The organism is Bradyrhizobium sp. BR13661, assembly GCF_029892425.1.
Lineage (GTDB): Bacteria > Pseudomonadota > Alphaproteobacteria > Rhizobiales > Xanthobacteraceae > Bradyrhizobium.
The window spans coordinates 263,037-277,167 of sequence record NZ_JARXWB010000006.1 but is presented as its reverse complement, the minus strand read 5'-3'; the positions used below and the strand labels follow the sequence as shown (position 1 = coordinate 277,167).

13 protein-coding genes and 1 pseudogene are annotated in these 14,131 nt (G+C 64.4%); 6 read left to right on the top strand and 8 right to left on the bottom strand.

The window, feature by feature from the left end; all coding sequences use genetic code 11:
* From M2427_RS12995 to M2427_RS12985, 3 genes are all read right to left on the bottom strand, one after another.
* Window positions 1-1,068 (bottom strand): enoyl-CoA hydratase/isomerase family protein, encoded by a 1,068-nt coding sequence (locus tag M2427_RS12995; protein ID WP_280706701.1) that lies wholly within the window; start codon window positions 1,066-1,068, stop codon window positions 1-3.
* Complete coding sequence (locus tag M2427_RS12990) at window positions 1,065-2,210, bottom strand: isobutyryl-CoA dehydrogenase (protein ID WP_280706700.1); 1,146 nt, start codon at window positions 2,208-2,210, stop codon at window positions 1,065-1,067. Before M2427_RS12990 ends, M2427_RS12995 begins: the two co-directional genes overlap by 4 nt.
* Window positions 2,211-2,291: 81 nt before the next feature.
* A complete protein-coding gene (locus M2427_RS12985; protein WP_280706699.1) occupies window positions 2,292-3,788 on the bottom strand; it encodes a CoA-acylating methylmalonate-semialdehyde dehydrogenase in 1,497 nt (498 codons plus the stop codon).
* Between the two features lie 101 nt (window positions 3,789-3,889).
* Between M2427_RS12985 and M2427_RS12980 the strand changes: the two genes are divergently transcribed.
* On the top strand, window positions 3,890-4,810 hold the full coding sequence (locus M2427_RS12980; protein WP_280706698.1) for a LysR family transcriptional regulator: 921 nt from the start codon (window positions 3,890-3,892) through the stop codon (window positions 4,808-4,810).
* Here M2427_RS12980 and M2427_RS12975 read toward each other — a convergent pair.
* Together M2427_RS12975 and M2427_RS12970 are read right to left on the bottom strand one after the other, a co-directional pair.
* Window positions 4,807-5,427: a TetR/AcrR family transcriptional regulator gene (locus M2427_RS12975; protein ID WP_280706697.1), complete on the bottom strand. Its 621-nt coding sequence runs from the start codon at window positions 5,425-5,427 to the stop codon at window positions 4,807-4,809. The two genes, M2427_RS12980 and M2427_RS12975, sit on opposite strands and share 4 nt — an antisense overlap.
* Window positions 5,428-5,486: 59 nt before the next feature.
* Window positions 5,487-6,026 carry a PaaI family thioesterase gene (locus tag M2427_RS12970; protein WP_280706696.1) on the bottom strand — a complete coding sequence of 180 codons (540 nt, stop codon included), beginning with the start codon at window positions 6,024-6,026 and terminating at the stop codon, window positions 5,487-5,489.
* Window positions 6,027-6,179: 153 nt separating this feature from the next.
* Here M2427_RS12970 and M2427_RS12965 point away from each other — a divergent pair, with 153 nt between their 5' ends.
* From M2427_RS12965 to M2427_RS12955, 3 genes are all read left to right on the top strand, one after another.
* Window positions 6,180-6,950: an enoyl-CoA hydratase gene (locus M2427_RS12965; RefSeq protein ID WP_280706695.1), complete on the top strand. Its 771-nt coding sequence runs from the start codon at window positions 6,180-6,182 to the stop codon at window positions 6,948-6,950.
* Window positions 6,951-7,081: 131 nt separating this feature from the next.
* Window positions 7,082-8,278 carry an acetyl-CoA C-acyltransferase gene (locus M2427_RS12960; protein WP_280706694.1) on the top strand — a complete coding sequence of 399 codons (1,197 nt, stop codon included), beginning with the start codon at window positions 7,082-7,084 and terminating at the stop codon, window positions 8,276-8,278.
* 112 nt (window positions 8,279-8,390) lie between these two features.
* Window positions 8,391-9,686 carry an MFS transporter gene (locus M2427_RS12955; protein ID WP_280706693.1) on the top strand — a complete coding sequence of 432 codons (1,296 nt, stop codon included), beginning with the start codon at window positions 8,391-8,393 and terminating at the stop codon, window positions 9,684-9,686.
* Between the two features lie 105 nt (window positions 9,687-9,791).
* Here the strand turns inward: M2427_RS12955 and M2427_RS12950 are convergent.
* The 3 genes and pseudogenes from M2427_RS12950 to M2427_RS12940 all read right to left on the bottom strand — a co-directional run.
* A pseudogene (locus M2427_RS12950) lies at window positions 9,792-10,739 on the bottom strand (carbohydrate porin); the annotation flags it as partial.
* A 76-nt stretch (window positions 10,740-10,815) separates the two neighbouring features.
* Entirely contained in the window at window positions 10,816-11,835 is a 1,020-nt protein-coding gene (locus M2427_RS12945; protein WP_280706692.1) for a transporter, read from the bottom strand.
* Between the two features lie 112 nt (window positions 11,836-11,947).
* Window positions 11,948-12,724, bottom strand: a complete 777-nt coding sequence (locus tag M2427_RS12940) for an acetoacetate decarboxylase (protein ID WP_280706691.1) — start codon at window positions 12,722-12,724, stop codon at window positions 11,948-11,950.
* Here M2427_RS12940 and M2427_RS12935 point away from each other — a divergent pair.
* The gene (locus M2427_RS12935) at window positions 12,690-12,917 is read left to right on the top strand and encodes a hypothetical protein (protein WP_280706805.1); all 228 of its coding nucleotides are present in this window, start codon (window positions 12,690-12,692) and stop codon (window positions 12,915-12,917) included. The genes M2427_RS12940 and M2427_RS12935 overlap by 35 nt on opposite strands.
* Window positions 12,918-12,947: 30 nt before the next feature.
* Window positions 12,948-14,123 carry a patatin-like phospholipase family protein gene (locus tag M2427_RS12930; protein ID WP_280706690.1) on the top strand — a complete coding sequence of 392 codons (1,176 nt, stop codon included), beginning with the start codon at window positions 12,948-12,950 and terminating at the stop codon, window positions 14,121-14,123.
* The last annotated feature ends 8 nt before the right edge of the window (window positions 14,124-14,131 follow it).

Here is a 14,131-nt window from a genome sequence, read left to right as displayed (position 1 = left end):
TTAGTTGAACTTCAGCTCATTAGCGCCGATCTCGGCGAGATACGGCGCCAGCATTTGCGGCGTGACATCCTCGATTCGCGGCGGCGACCAGGTCGGGTTGCGGTCCTTGTCGATCACGGCGGCGCGCACGCCCTCACGGAAATCATCGCTGCGGAAAACTTCGCAGGCGGCCCGATATTCGCGCACCAGGCATTCTTCCAGGCTTGATGCGGTGCGCGCCAGCCGCAGCAGTTTGAGCGTCACCACCATGCCGCGCGGCGATTTTTCGTTGAGCGTCTTCAGCGTCGCCAGCGCGAACTCGGAGCCGTCGCGCTTGAGCGCGGCAAAGATGTCTTCCATGCGGTCGAAGCCGAACAAGGCGTCGATGACCGGCTCCTTGGCGGCGACCGGCCCCGCGGTCTCCCCCGTCGCAAAGCCGTTGATGAGCTTGGTCACCTCGGCCGCGGTCGCGCCCTGGCGAACCCTGGTCAGCGCCTCGCGCAGCTCCGGCCATTTGGCTGCGGAGACCACGGCATCCGCGAATTTCGCGTGGATCGCGTCGGGCCCGTTCATGGTCTGGCCGGTCAAGCCAAAGTAAGTCCCGATCTCGCCGGGCGATCGCGACAGCAGCCATGTGCCGCCGACATCGGGGAAGAAGCCGAGGCCGACCTCGGGCATCGCCAGCCTGGTGCGGTCAGTGACCACGCGGTGGCTGGCATGGCCCGACAGCCCAACGCCGCCGCCCATCACGAGGCCGTCCATGAACGCGACATAGGGCTTCGGATATCTCGCGATCCGCGCGTTCATGACGTATTCCTGGCGCCAGAACCGCGCGCCGAGATCGCCGCCCTCGCACGAGCTCTCCCAGAGGCCGCGAATGTCGCCACCAGCGCAGAGACCGCGCTCGCCGGCGCCTTCCAGAATGATCAACGCGACTTCAGGATCTGTCTCGAAGCGATCGAGCGCCGCGTCGATGCCCTCGGACATCTCCAGCGTCATGGCGTTGATCGCCTTGGGACGGTTGAGGCGAATCACACCTGCCGCGCCCTCGCGGCGAACGATGAGGTCGCCTTCTTCCACTGAACTCATCGCGCGCCCTCGATCAGTTTGCGCGCCACAATGAGCCGCATGATTTCATTGGTGCCTTCGAGGATCTGGTGCACGCGCAGATCGCGCACGATCTTCTCGATGCCGTATTCGCTGAGGTAACCGTAGCCGCCGTGAAGCTGAAGGGCATGGTTGGCGACCTCGAAGCCAACATCGGTGCCGAAGCGTTTGGCCATCGCGCAGAGCATGGTGGCGTCGGGGTCCTTGCGGTCGAGCGCGGCGGCAGCGCGCCACAGGAATGTGCGCGCCGCCTCGAGCTCGATTGCCATGTCGGCGAGCTTGAATTGCAGCGCCTGGAATTCGTCGAGACGCTTTCCAAAGGCTTTGCGCTCCTTCATGTAGGCGCGCGCCTTGTCGAGCGCCGTTTGGGCACCGCCAAGAGAACACGCCGTGATGTTGAGGCGGCCGCCATCGAGGCCGGCCATCGCGATCTTGAAGCCTGTGCCCTCCTCGCTCAACCGGTTGGTAACCGGCACACGGGCGTTCTCGAACATCACCGCGCGGGTCGGCTGCGCGTTCCAGCCCATCTTGCGCTCGTTGGCGCCGTACGACACGCCTGATGTCTTGCCGTCGATGACCAGCGTCGAGATTCCGCCGGGGCCGTCGCTACCGGTGCGCACCATCGCGACCAGCAGATCGGTGCCGCCCGCGCCGGAGATGAACTGCTTCTGGCCGTTGAGTACGTAGTGGTCGCCGTCGCGCACGGCGCGCGTACGCAGCGCCGCCGCATCCGAGCCCGCGCCCGGTTCGGTCAGGCAGTAGCTCGCGATCAGCTCCATGGAGCAGAGCTTCGGCAACCACTGATGGCGCTGGGGGTCGCTGCCGAAGGCATCGATCATCCAGCTCGCCATGTTGTGGATGGAAATGAAGGCCGAGGTGGTCGGACAGCCCGTCGCCAGCGCCTCGAAGATCAGCGCCGCGTCGAAGCGTGTCATAGCGGAGCCGCCGACGTCCTCGCGAATGTAGATGCCGCCCATACCGAGCGTGGCTGCTTCGCGCATCACGTCGACGGGGAAATGCTTCTCCTCGTCCCAGCGCAGCGCGTGCGGCGCGATCTTTTCCGCCGCAAACGCCAGCGCCATGTCGCGAACCGCGACCTGATCCTCGTTCAGAGCGAATTGCATCGCGCCCTCGCTCTAAGCGTTTAGATTTTTCGCATGATCTTGCTCGGAAAACCGGTGTCCACTTTTCCGGATCATGCGAGATTACTTCATCAGCGGGATCGAGAACTCCGCACCTTCCTTGACACCCGACGGCCAGCGCGAGGTCACCGTCTTGGTCTTGGTGTAGAAGCGGACCGAGTCCGGGCCGTGCTGGTTGAGATCGCCGAAGCCGGACTTCTTCCAGCCGCCGAAGGTGTAATAGGCGATCGGCACCGGGATCGGCACGTTGATGCCGACCATGCCGACATTGACCTTGGCCGCGAAGTCGCGCGCCGCGTCGCCGTCGCGGGTGAAGATGGCAACGCCGTTGCCGTAGTCATGCTCCGACGGCAGCGCCAGCGCTTCCTTGTAGTCATGCGCGCGCACGACCGAGAGCACGGGGCCAAAGATCTCTTCCTTGTAGATACGCATGTCCTTGGTGACGTTGTCGAACAGCGAACCGCCGAGATAGAAGCCCTTCTCGTAGCCTTGCATCTTGAAGCCGCGGCCGTCGACGGCGAGGGTTGCGCCTTCCTTGATGCCGATGTCGATGTAGCTCTTGACCTTCTCGACCGCCTCGCGCGTGACCAGCGGACCGTAATCGGCCGACGGATCGATCGAGGTGCCGATTTTGAGGCTCTCGACGCGCGGAATCAGCTTTTCCATCAGCCGGTCGGCGGTGGACTTGCCGACGGGAACAGCAACCGAGACGGCCATGCAGCGCTCGCCGGCCGAGCCGTAGCCCGCGCCGATCAGCGCGTCGACGGCCTGGTCCATGTCGGCGTCCGGCATGACAATGGCGTGGTTCTTGGCGCCACCGAAGCACTGGCAGCGCTTGCCGGTCTGCGCCGCGCGCTCATAGATGTACTGCGCGATCGGCGTGGAGCCGACGAAGCCGATGGCCTTGATGTCGGGGTCGTCGAGGATGGCGTCGACCGCTTCCTTGTCGCCGTTGACGACGTTGAGGATGCCGGCCGGCAGGCCCGCTTCCATCATGAGCTCGGCGAGGAGCATCGGCACGCCGGGGTCACGCTCGGACGGCTTCAGGATAAAGGCGTTGCCGCAGGCGATCGCAGGGGCGAACTTCCACATCGGGATCATCGCCGGGAAGTTGAACGGCGTGATGCCGGCGACGACGCCGAGCGGCTGACGCATCGAATAGATGTCGATGCCGGGGCCGGCGCCCTCGGTGTACTCGCCCTTCATCAAATGCGGGATGCCGCAGGCGAACTCGGCAACCTCGAGGCCGCGCTGAATATCTCCCTTGGCATCGGGCACGGTCTTGCCGTGCTCGCGGGCGAGCAGCTCGGCGAGCTTGTCATAATCGCGCTGCACCAGCTCCACGAACTTCATCATGACGCGGGCGCGGCGCTGCGGGTTGGTCGCAGCCCATTCCGGCTGTGCGGCACGCGCGTTCTCGACGGCGGCGCGGACCTCGGCCTTGGACGCCAGCGCGACCTTGGCCTGAACGTCACCGGTCATCGGCTCGAAAACGTCGGCGGTGCGGCCCGAGGTGCCCTTGACCTCCTTGCCACCGATGAAATGTCCGATTGAACGCATGGAATGGTCTCCTTCAGGCCAGCCTGTTCGCTTTGACAAATCCTATCGACCTGCATTTTATAGGATTCAAGTCTGAGATAATGCACCATAGATGTGCGGAAATGCTGGATCAAGGTCACATCGACTGGGACGACTTTCGCTTCGTGCTGGCCATCGTGCGGGGCGGCTCGGTGTCGGCTGCGGCCAAGCAGCTCGGCGTCGACCATGCGACCGTGATCCGCCGCGTCGACCGGCTGGAAAAGCACCTCTCGGCAAAACTGTTCGACCGGCGCAAGACCGGCTACCTCCTCACCGAAGCGGGCCAGCGCGTCGCCGACAGCGCGGAAGCGATGGAATCGACCATCGTCGCCAACCAGGAGCAGGTCGGCGGCTCGGTGGCGCGGCTGACCGGCACGGTCCGGATCGGTGCGCCTGATGGCTTCGGCACCGCCTTCCTGGCGCCGCGGCTCGCCCCTTTCGCCGATCGCTATCCCGACCTCGATCTGCAACTTGTGGCGACCGCACGGCTATTCAGTCTCTCCAAGCGGGAAGCTGACATCGCGATCAGCCTGACCATGCCGAAGGAAGGCCGCATCGTCGGCCGCAAGCTGCTGGACTATCGGCTCGGACTTTACGCGGCTCCCGCCTATCTTGATCGTTTCCCGAAGATCGCCTCGCGGGAGGTGCTGCCCCAGCACCGCTTCGTCGGCTACATCGAGGAGCTCCTGTTCACGCCAGAGCTCGACTATCTGCCGCAAGTGTCACCGCGCATCTCCGCGCGCTTTCGCAGCGCCAATCTGATCGCACAGCTCAATGCCACGCTCTCGGGCTTCGGCATCGCCGTGCTGCCGCACTTCATGGCGAGCGATTATCCGCAGCTCGTCGCGGTGCTGCCGGAGGAGATCTCGATTGTCAGGACATTCTGGATGCTGATGCACGCCGACAGCAAGGATCTCGCGCGGATCCGGGCAGTGGCGGATTACATCGGCGAGATCGTGGAGCGCGAGCGGGCGTTGTTTGCGGGGCGAAACGTCTCGGCCTAGTTCTGCTTTGCTTTCTTCGCAGCCGCCACCTTCGGCTCCCGCTTCGCTCCCTCCAGCACGCTGTCCTTGCCCGCCTTCAACACTTCGTCCGACAATTCGCTGGAGCCGGCGATGCGCGCCAGCAGCATGGTTCCGGCCATCGTCGCCAACGTCGCGATCGCCTGCTTGCGCGCGGTCTTGCGGGGAAGATTGGGGATGAAATCGGTCATCATCTCGACCATCTCGTCGAGCTTGCCGGCAAAGGCTCTTCGCGTCTTCGGACTCTCGCGGGCGATCTCAGCGCCGAGCGCCGGGATTGAGCAGCCATGGCCGGGGTCGTCCCGGTGCAACGCCGAGAGATAGGTCTCGACCATCTGGCTGAGCTGCTTCTCGGGTGCGACCTGATCGGATCGCTTGCGCCAGTGCTCCATGGCGCGATCCATGGCGTAGGCAAAGGCCTCGATCACCAGCGCCTCGCGGGAATCGAAATGCGCGTAGAAACCGCCATGGGTCAGCCCCGCTTCCTTCATGAGGTCGGCGACACCAATGCCGTGGGCCCCCTTTTCGCGGAGCCGCACTGAGGCCTTCTTCACGATACGATCGTGGGTTTCCTGCTTGTGTTCCCGAGAATAGCGCATGCGGATCTCATTGGATGTCGGAAATCATCTTATAACACGGATATCGCCCAAGCGGCGCATTAATTCCCGGTAAAGATGTTGCCGATCATGGAAAAGGTTGCAGTTGCATGGACCGCAAGTGCCCCCTTACCGTCGCGCACAAAGCCCTCGGCGTAGCTGGTCTGGCGGCCGAGCTTGATCACCTTGCCTTCGGCCGAGATCAGCCCTGACCGGACCGAGAGCGGGCGCAGGAAGGTCATTTTCAGATCAAGCGTCACCGACGACTGCCCGGCCTGCAGCCGCGTTGAAATCGCGCAGCCCATGGCCGTGTCGAGGAGCGCCGCAGCGGTCGCCCCGTGCAGGAGGCCGATGGTGTTTTCAAGGTCCTCGCGCGGCTCCAGTTCCATCACGATCCGGCCCGGCTCGACCACGGCCATGGTGAAGCCGATTACCTTGGCGAAGGGCGGCGGCGGCAGCCGGCCATCGCGGATGCCGAGCATGGCGTCCATGCCCGACAGGCCCATCGCCACTTTCGCGACGGGCGCCGGGACCTGCCATTCCACAACGCGTTCGCGCCGCTGCGCGGGTGTAAACAGGTCGAGTTCAGCGTGGTCTGTCATGAGGCGCCTCTTTATATGATGTAAGTAATACTACGCTGCGGGCTTCGTGCTGGCAACTCCAGCGCGGCCGCTTGACAAGCGGGACGTTTCGGCCCGGAAGTGGCCCTGACGGACGCACCTGGCGCCTGTGCACCAAACCTTTGAGATGCCACGATGGAAATGCTCAACAATCACTGCGGCGTCACGCGCGATGCGCGGGGCGTCGTTCAGGTCGCGATCTGCAACGCCGGCTCGCTCAACATTCTGGGCTCGCCCGTGACCGATGCGGTCCGCGAAGGGCTGCAACAGCTCGCCACTGACCGCAGCATCCGCGTCGTGGTGCTGCGCGGCCAGAGCGAGAAAAGCATGATCGGGGGCGCCGACATCAAGGAGATGGCGAAGCTCGACCAGACATCGGCCGAGGCCTTCATCAGCCGGCTGCGCGATCTCTGCGAAGCCGTGCGCCAATTCCCTGCTCCCATGATCGCACGCATGCCCGGCTGGTGCCTCGGCGGCGGGCTCGAGGTCGCCGCCGCCTGCGACTTCCGGATCGCCGCGCACGATGCGCATTTTGGCATGCCGGAGGTGCGCGTCGGCATCCCCTCGGTGATCCACGCCGCGCTGCTGCCGCGCCTGATCGGCTGGGCCCGCGCGCGCTGGCTGGTGATGACGGCCGGGAACATCGACGCAGCCACGGCGCTGGCCTGGGGCCTGGTCGACAGGGTTGCTCCAGAGGACGGACTGGATGCCGAGATCGAGCACCTCGTGACCGCGCTGCTCGAATGCGGCCCCGAGGCACTGCGCTCGCAGAAGGCGCTGCTGCGGCAATGGGAGGAACTTCCGTTGACCGAGTCGGTGAACCTGAGCGTCAAGGTGTTCGGCGAATCGTTCCTCACCGACGAGCCGACCCGGCTGATGCAGGCTTTCGTGAACAGGAAGCGGTAAGCCACCCTCGTCCGCTCGAACGACCAAATCTCATCCGAACCACGACAATTTCTCATGCCGGGTATGGTTGCATTTTCCGCACCGCATCATATGATGGATATAATCTTATCCATCATTGCTGGGAGTTTGTCATGGCCGAAGCCGCCGATCCCGTCGTCATCGTCTCCGCCGCCCGCACCCCGCTCGGCCGCTTCATGGGCGAACTGTCGCCGCTCCCGGCGCACAAGCTCGGATCCCATGTGATCAATGCCGCGCTCGAACGTGCCAGGCTCGCGCCCGAGAAGGTCGACGAGGTCTTGATGGGTTGCGTGCTCCCGGCCGGCCAGGGCCAGGCACCGGCGCGGCAGGCGGCACGTAGCGCCGGCCTGCCTGATGCCACCGGGGCCACAACGGTGAACAAGGTCTGCGGTTCCGGCATGAAGGCGACCATGCTGGCGCACGACATCATCCGCGCCGGCTCGGCCGAGATCGTCGTCTCCGGCGGCATGGAGAGCATGAGCAATGCGCCTTATCTGCTGGCGAAGGCGCGCGGAGGCTATCGCGCCGGCCACGACCGCATCATCGACCACATGATGATGGACGGCCTCGAGGACGCCTACGAAACGGGCCGCTCGATGGGTGATTTCGGCGAGGCCACCGCCGAAGCCTATCAGTTCACCCGCAAGGACCAGGACGCCTATGCGATGGAAACGCTGAGCCGCGCGCGCAAGGCGGTCGAGGGCGGCGCGTTCAAGGCCGAGATCGCGCCGATCACGCTGACCGAGAAGGCAGGTCCACGCATCGTCGCCAATGACGAGCATCCGCTGAAGGTCGATCCCGCCAAGATACCCGGGCTGAAGCCAGCGTTCCGTGCCAACGGCACGATCACGCCGGCGGCCTCGTCCGCGAATGCCGACGGCGCTGCCGCGCTGGTGCTGACCAGGCGCTCGCTCGCCGATCGTACCGGCCTTCCGGCCATCGCCGAGATCAAGGGCCACGCTACCCATAGCCAGGAGCCGCAATGGTTCACCACGGCGCCGATCCCGGCGATCAGAAAACTGCTCGACAGGGTTGGCTGGAGCGCTGGTGATGTCGACCTGTTCGAGATCAATGAAGCCTTCGCCGTGGTGGCGATGGCGGCCCAGCGCGACCTCGGCATTCCGCGCGAAAAACTCAACATCAACGGCGGCGCCTGCGCGCTCGGCCATCCCATTGGCGCCACCGGCGCGCGCCTGATCGTGACGCTGCTGCATGCGCTCGAGGCCAACAACCTCAAGCGCGGCGTTGCGGCGCTCTGCATCGGCGGTGGTGAGGCCACGGCGATCGCCGTGGAACGTCTCGCGCACTAAAGGCGAATGACCTGAATTGAGGGAAGTCTGTCATTTCAGACTTCCCGTTTTCGTGCCAGACTGCAACGATGACGCGGGTCTTCCGGAGCCCGCCAAACTGGATTGACGGGCAATGATCTCGAACTCGCTTTCGGCCGCGCTCGGTCGTCGCAACATCCATTATGGCTGGGCGATGGTCGGCGTGACCTTCTTCGCCGCGCTGATCAGCGCAGGTACGGTCGGCGCGCCCGGCGTGTTCATCGTTCCGCTTCAGAAGGAGTTCGGCTGGAGCACGGCGGAGATTTCATCCGCGCTGTCCATTCGCTTCATCCTGTTCGGGCTGATGGCGCCGTTCGCGGCCGCCCTCCTCAACCGCTACGGCCTGCGCAATGTCACGCTGACGGCGCAGTTGATCGTCGTCTCGGCGCTCGTGCTCTCGCTCGGCATGACGCAGGTCTGGCAGCTCGTGGCGTTGTGGGGCGTGGTGATCGGTATCGGCACCGGCATGACCGCGCTGGTGCTCGGCGCCACGATCGCGACGCGCTGGTTCGCGGCGCGCCGCGGCCTCGTCATCGGCATTATGACCGCGAGCGTCGCGACCGGTCAGCTCGTGTTCCTGCCGCTGCTGGCGAGCCTCACCGAACGCTACGGCTGGCGCCTGGCGCTCGGCTTCGTCTGCATCATGCTCGGCGTTTCCGCGACTGCGGTCATGCTCATCATGCGCGACCGGCCGAGCGATTTGGGCTTGCGTCCCTTCGGCGACGAAGGCAGCGAGCCCCTGCCCGCGCCGCCCGTGAACCACGGCTCGATCACGGCGGTAGCGCTTGGCACCCTGCGCGATGCCTCGAAGTCGAGTGCGTTCTGGATCCTGTTTGCGACCTTCTTCGTCTGTGGCGCCTCGACCAACGGTCTCGTGCAGGTGCATTTGATTCCGATGTGCCTCGACTTCGGCATTCCGCAGGTGCAGGCGGCGAGCCTCCTGGCGGCGATGGGCATCTTCGACTTCTTCGGCACCATCATGTCGGGCTGGCTGTCGGACCGCTACGACAACCGCTACCTGCTGTTCTGGTATTACGGCCTGCGCGGGCTCTCGCTGATCTTCCTGCCGTTCAGCGATTTCTCGTTCTATGGCCTGTCGATCTTCGCGATGTTCTACGGCCTCGACTGGATCGCAACTGTGCCGCCGACGGTGCGGCTGACCGCGCAGAAATTCGGCCCCGAACGCGCCAATCTGGTGTTCGGCTGGATTTTTGCCGGCCACCAGCTCGGCGCCGGCACCGCCGCGTTCGGCGCAGGCTTGTCGCGGACGCTGCTGGCGAGCTATCTGCCCGCCTTCTTCGTCGCCGGCGCGCTCTGCGTGTTCGCCTCGCTGATCGTGCTGGCCCTGTCGCGGCAGCCGAAGCCGCAAGCAAAGCCAGCGATGGCTTAGTATTTGATCGTGGTGGTGACGCCGAACACGGCGGCGTCGCCGATGCGCGACACTACGATCCGGCGGACTGTAGGCGATGCGACCGAACGCCGTCACACCGGGGATCGAGGCCGAAACGATCTTCTCGGGCTCGGACCCTGGCGGTCGCCAGAGCGTCTGCTCGACGACTGCGTAGATTCCGTAATTGCCGCGAAGTTTGGCCGGGATGCCGGACCCGGTTGGGTCTGCGAGCGAGAAACCGTCCGCGGTGAAGCGCTGACTGTCGAAGTCGCCGAAATGATACCAGCCGCCGGGCGTGATGTTGCCGGCGAGCGAGCTTCCGCCGACATCGAGATGATAGTCGAAATGAATCTGCCCGATAAACCAGGGCGGATCATTGAGGCGAAACGCCAGTCCATGATTGTCGCGTGTCTGCGGATCGCCGTCGCCGGGTCGTGCCGGATTGCCGTTGAACACCGCACCGAAGACGGTGACGTTGTCCGCAACCTGATCCTTGACGCGAATGCCGGGCACCGCGATCGGCGGTGCGGGACCGCCAGCCGGCAAGTTGCTTGCCTTGATGGCCGGCCAGCCGAACGTACCGTTGATGAAGAGATCGTCGGTCTCGCTGTCGAAGAACTCGACATCGGCAGCCTGCTGACCGGCCTTGATGTTCAGCCTTCCGTCAAAGAGGCTCTGCTCGAAATAGGCGTTGTAGAGCCGCTGGTCAGGCAGCGCCTCGATCTCGCTGATAGTGGCGAGATTGTAGATATAGTTGCGGGTTAGCCCCCGGCCATAGATCACGAACCCGTTGGCGTAGAAGCGGCCGCCGGTCCAGCCGACCAGCTTGTCCAGATCCGCATCGACCGACAGGTCGAGTCGGCCGAAATGGATGGCACCGCGCGAGACGCCGCCCGAGACATTGCCGATGTTGTCGGCAATGTATGTGGCGCCGAAATTGAGGCCCTTGTTGGCGAGCCCGTCATGCCACTCGTTGGACCCTTTTGGAAACAGCCAGTCGGCGGCGCTCTCGTCCTTGGCGCCGGCGAAGGCGCCCGTGCTGGCGAGCAGCATCGCCGCGATCACGAGCGAAGGTCGCAACAAAGAGGTCTGGGCAGGCCCGCTCACGGCTGATTTCGCCGGCTATGCGCTACTTCTTGAAGATGCCCATGCGGCGCATGAACAGATAGGCAAGGCCGATCGAGCCCACCATCAGCGCCGCCGCCCCGAGAAAGCCCTCGTCGACGTCGGTCAGCGGCAGCCCCTTGGTGTTCATGCCGAAGATACCGGTGATCAGCGTCGGCGGCAGCAACAGCGTCGTGACAATCGAGAGCGTGTGAAGGTGACGATTGCCCTCTTCCTCGTTCTTGAAACGCAGCTCCTCCTCGAGCAGGCGGCTGCGCTCGCGGAGCTCGACGATGTCGTGATCGAGACCGTCGAGCCGCTGGGCGAGCTTGCCGGCCTGAATGCGCAGGCCCGGCGACAAGTGATCGGTGTTCTTTTGATCCAGCCGATGGAACAGCACGCGCAGGCCGGTGAGCTGGCGGTGAAGCCTGACGCAGGTCCTGCGCAGCTTTCCAAGCGTCCGGCGCATCTCCGGCCTGGCATCGTCCGCGAGGATGCGTTCCTCGATGCCGTCAATCTCCTGACCGAGCCTGTCGGCCATCCGATCCAGCGTATCGGCGACCTCGTCGACGATCTTTTCGAGGAGATGGGCGACGTTGTCCACGCGGTAGCCGCCTTCCAGCACGCGGCGCGTCGCATCGGCCGAGCACAGCGCCCGATGCCGGCCGGAGACCAACAGATGCTCGGTCATGGCGAAGCGCAGGAACGCGGTCTCTTCCGTCGCGCTGTCGATATCGCGGACGAGATCGGAGAACACGCCGTAGAAGCAGTGATCGATGACGTGCAACTGTTGGAACGTGTCGTTCGATAGCAGGAGCTCGCGCGCCAGCGGTGGCAGCGTTGAGGCGACGATCCACGGGCGCACGCGAGCATCCGTCAAATTGAAATGCAGCCAGAGTCGTCCATCATGGCTGAACTCGATCGGCTCATCGATCGGCAGCGCCTCGGCACTGCCGTCACTATGCAAACGAAACGCCCACACCAATCCAGGAATGACAGGCGCGACATCCGATGTCGCGCTGACAAGCATTGCCGGCTCAGCCATGCTGACCCCACATCATTGCAGCCCAATCCCGGGGGCCGTTGATCGGCCTCCTCCGGGTCCTTCGCGTGCAGTCAATTGCGGCAGTGTTACAGCTTGATGATGGCGCGCCGCCCTACTCCGCGGCCAGCCCCGTCGCGGCCGCAGCCTCCTTGACGTAGTCGTGCACCACGCGACCGAACGGCAGCGTGAGGTCGGCGATGTAATGATGCGCGCCGATGCAGCGGCGGACCGGGAAATCCGCAACCGGCGCGTTGACATGAGGCACAAGATGCAGCCGGCCCGGCCCCATCCAGGAGCCCTTCGGCACGATGTCGATCAGGTTGATTGCGACGAGCTGGCAGACCTCGAGATGGCCGTCGACGCCGGGGATCATCTTCAGATTGATCTGCGTCTTCGACAGCGTGGCGCGGGTGAGGTCGCCGTTGCCGGCCATGCTCTCGTGCTTGTAGCCCATGGTGCCCATGGCGACGAGCTGGCCGGCATATTCCAGCGTGCCCGTCAGCGTGTCCTTGACGATCTCAAGCTTGGGGTGGGCATATTTCTTCGGGAAGCCCCAGATCTCGCGGCCGGCCGCGATCGGCGGATCATCGTCGAGATACATCTGCGAGACGAAGTTGACCTCCTCGCCGTGCAGCCGCGCCGGGATCACAAGGCCTGACTCGGTGTAGCTACCGAAGCCGGAGGAATCAGGCATCTTGATCCATTCGTAATGCACGATCGGCTGCTCGACCGGCTCGAGCGGCTCGGGCAGGCCGGCGCGGATCAGGTCCGGATCGGTCTCGTAGGTGATGACGAGGAATTCGCGGTTGACGAAGCGATACGGTCCGGCCGGATAGCTCGGCCCGGCAGCCGGCATGGACGGAAGCCTCAGCACGTCTTCCCTGCGCATCCTGATCTCCTCTCGTGATGTCTGTGATGCCCGGCAGCTTCCAAGCTTACGTAAATTGCTAGCCGCCGTCATTGACTGCGATGTGACCGATTTCCGTCAGGGACACGATCTCCCCGCCATTCCCGCCAAGACCAAGGTGCATTCAAAGGATGCATTGGCCTGCTTTGTCATCACACCGTCACCGCGCGACTGAATCCTCGACAGACAGGCAGGAGGCATCGCCATGGACGCTCGCACGTCGCAACCGACACACCAGACCCATCAGCCTCCCGCGCGGAGCTGGCGGCCCGAGCGCTGCGACCGTGTCGCGCTGGTCCTGCAAGGCGGCGGCGCGCTCGGCGCCTACCAGGCCGGCGTCTACCAGGCGCTGCACGAGGCCGGCATCGAGCCCGACTGGGTCACCGGCGTCTCGATCGGCGCGATCAACTCCGCCATCATCGCCGGCAACAGGCCGGAAAAGCGGCTCGATGCGCTGCGCGTGTTCTGGGAGCGCATCACCAACCGCAAGATCTGGCACTACACGCCGGACGGCGACATCTTCCGCCAGTGGCGCAACCTCACCAGCGCCTGGATGACGTCGGCGATGGGCCAGCCGGGCTTCTTCACCCCGCACCAGGTCAACCCCTGGTTCAGCCCGGTTGGCGCCCGGACCGCGACCAGCTACTACGACACGACGCCGCTGAAGGAGAGCCTGCGCGAGCTCGTCGATTTCGACCTCATCAACGAGAAGAAGGTACGTTTCGCGGTCGGCGCGGTGAACGTGCTCTCAGGCAACTTCATCTATTTCGACAACGCCCATGACGAGATCGAACCGGAGCACATCATGGCCTCCGGCGCCCTGCCCCCGGCGCTGCCGATGGTGCGGATCGGCACCGACCATTTCTGGGACGGCGGCATCGTTTCCAACACGCCACTGCAACATCTGCTCGACCAAGAAGACGCGCTCAATTCGTTGGTGTTCCAGGTCGACCTGTTCAGCGCCCGTGGCGTGCTGCCGCGCTCGATCCAGGACGTGATGGCCCGCCACAAGGACATCATGTATTCCTCGCGCACCCGCCACAACACCGACGTCTACCGCCGCACCCATAATCTCAAAGTGCTGCTGTACAAGGCGCTGGCGAAGATTCCGGACGAGCAGCTCTCCGACGATGATCGCCAGCTGAAAGCGAGCCTGTGCAACATGCCGGAGATCGCGATCCTGCATCTGATCTACCAGCAGAAGGCCTACGAGGGCGACGCCAAGGACCACGAATTCTCGGGCACATCGATGCGCGAACACTGGACCAGCGGCTATGAAGACACCAAGCGCACGCTGAAGCGGCGCGACTGGATCAAGATGCCGGAAGAAGGCATGGGCCTCGTCGTGCACGACGTGCACCGGGAGACGGAGAGCGCGTGAGCGGCGGC

Excerpts from the sequence above, each read along its gene's own strand:
- M2427_RS12995 (WP_280706701.1), bottom strand. The coding sequence starts at position 1,068 with ATGAGTTCAGTGGAAGAAGGCGACCTCATCGTTCGCCGCGAGGGCGCG.
- M2427_RS12990 (WP_280706700.1), bottom strand. The coding sequence starts at position 2,210 with ATGCAATTCGCTCTGAACGAGGATCAGGTCGCGGTTCGCGACATGGCG.
- M2427_RS12985 (WP_280706699.1), bottom strand. The coding sequence starts at position 3,788 with ATGCGTTCAATCGGACATTTCATCGGTGGCAAGGAGGTCAAGGGCACC.
- M2427_RS12980 (WP_280706698.1), top strand. The coding sequence starts at position 3,890 with ATGCTGGATCAAGGTCACATCGACTGGGACGACTTTCGCTTCGTGCTG.
- M2427_RS12975 (WP_280706697.1), bottom strand. The coding sequence starts at position 5,427 with ATGCGCTATTCTCGGGAACACAAGCAGGAAACCCACGATCGTATCGTG.
- M2427_RS12970 (WP_280706696.1), bottom strand. The coding sequence starts at position 6,026 with ATGACAGACCACGCTGAACTCGACCTGTTTACACCCGCGCAGCGGCGC.
- M2427_RS12965 (WP_280706695.1), top strand. The coding sequence starts at position 6,180 with ATGGAAATGCTCAACAATCACTGCGGCGTCACGCGCGATGCGCGGGGC.
- M2427_RS12960 (WP_280706694.1), top strand. The coding sequence starts at position 7,082 with ATGGCCGAAGCCGCCGATCCCGTCGTCATCGTCTCCGCCGCCCGCACC.
- M2427_RS12955 (WP_280706693.1), top strand. The coding sequence starts at position 8,391 with ATGATCTCGAACTCGCTTTCGGCCGCGCTCGGTCGTCGCAACATCCAT.
- M2427_RS12945 (WP_280706692.1), bottom strand. The coding sequence starts at position 11,835 with ATGGCTGAGCCGGCAATGCTTGTCAGCGCGACATCGGATGTCGCGCCT.
- M2427_RS12935 (WP_280706805.1), top strand. The coding sequence starts at position 12,690 with ATGGACGGAAGCCTCAGCACGTCTTCCCTGCGCATCCTGATCTCCTCT.
- M2427_RS12940 (WP_280706691.1), bottom strand. The coding sequence starts at position 12,724 with ATGCGCAGGGAAGACGTGCTGAGGCTTCCGTCCATGCCGGCTGCCGGG.
- M2427_RS12930 (WP_280706690.1), top strand. The coding sequence starts at position 12,948 with ATGGACGCTCGCACGTCGCAACCGACACACCAGACCCATCAGCCTCCC.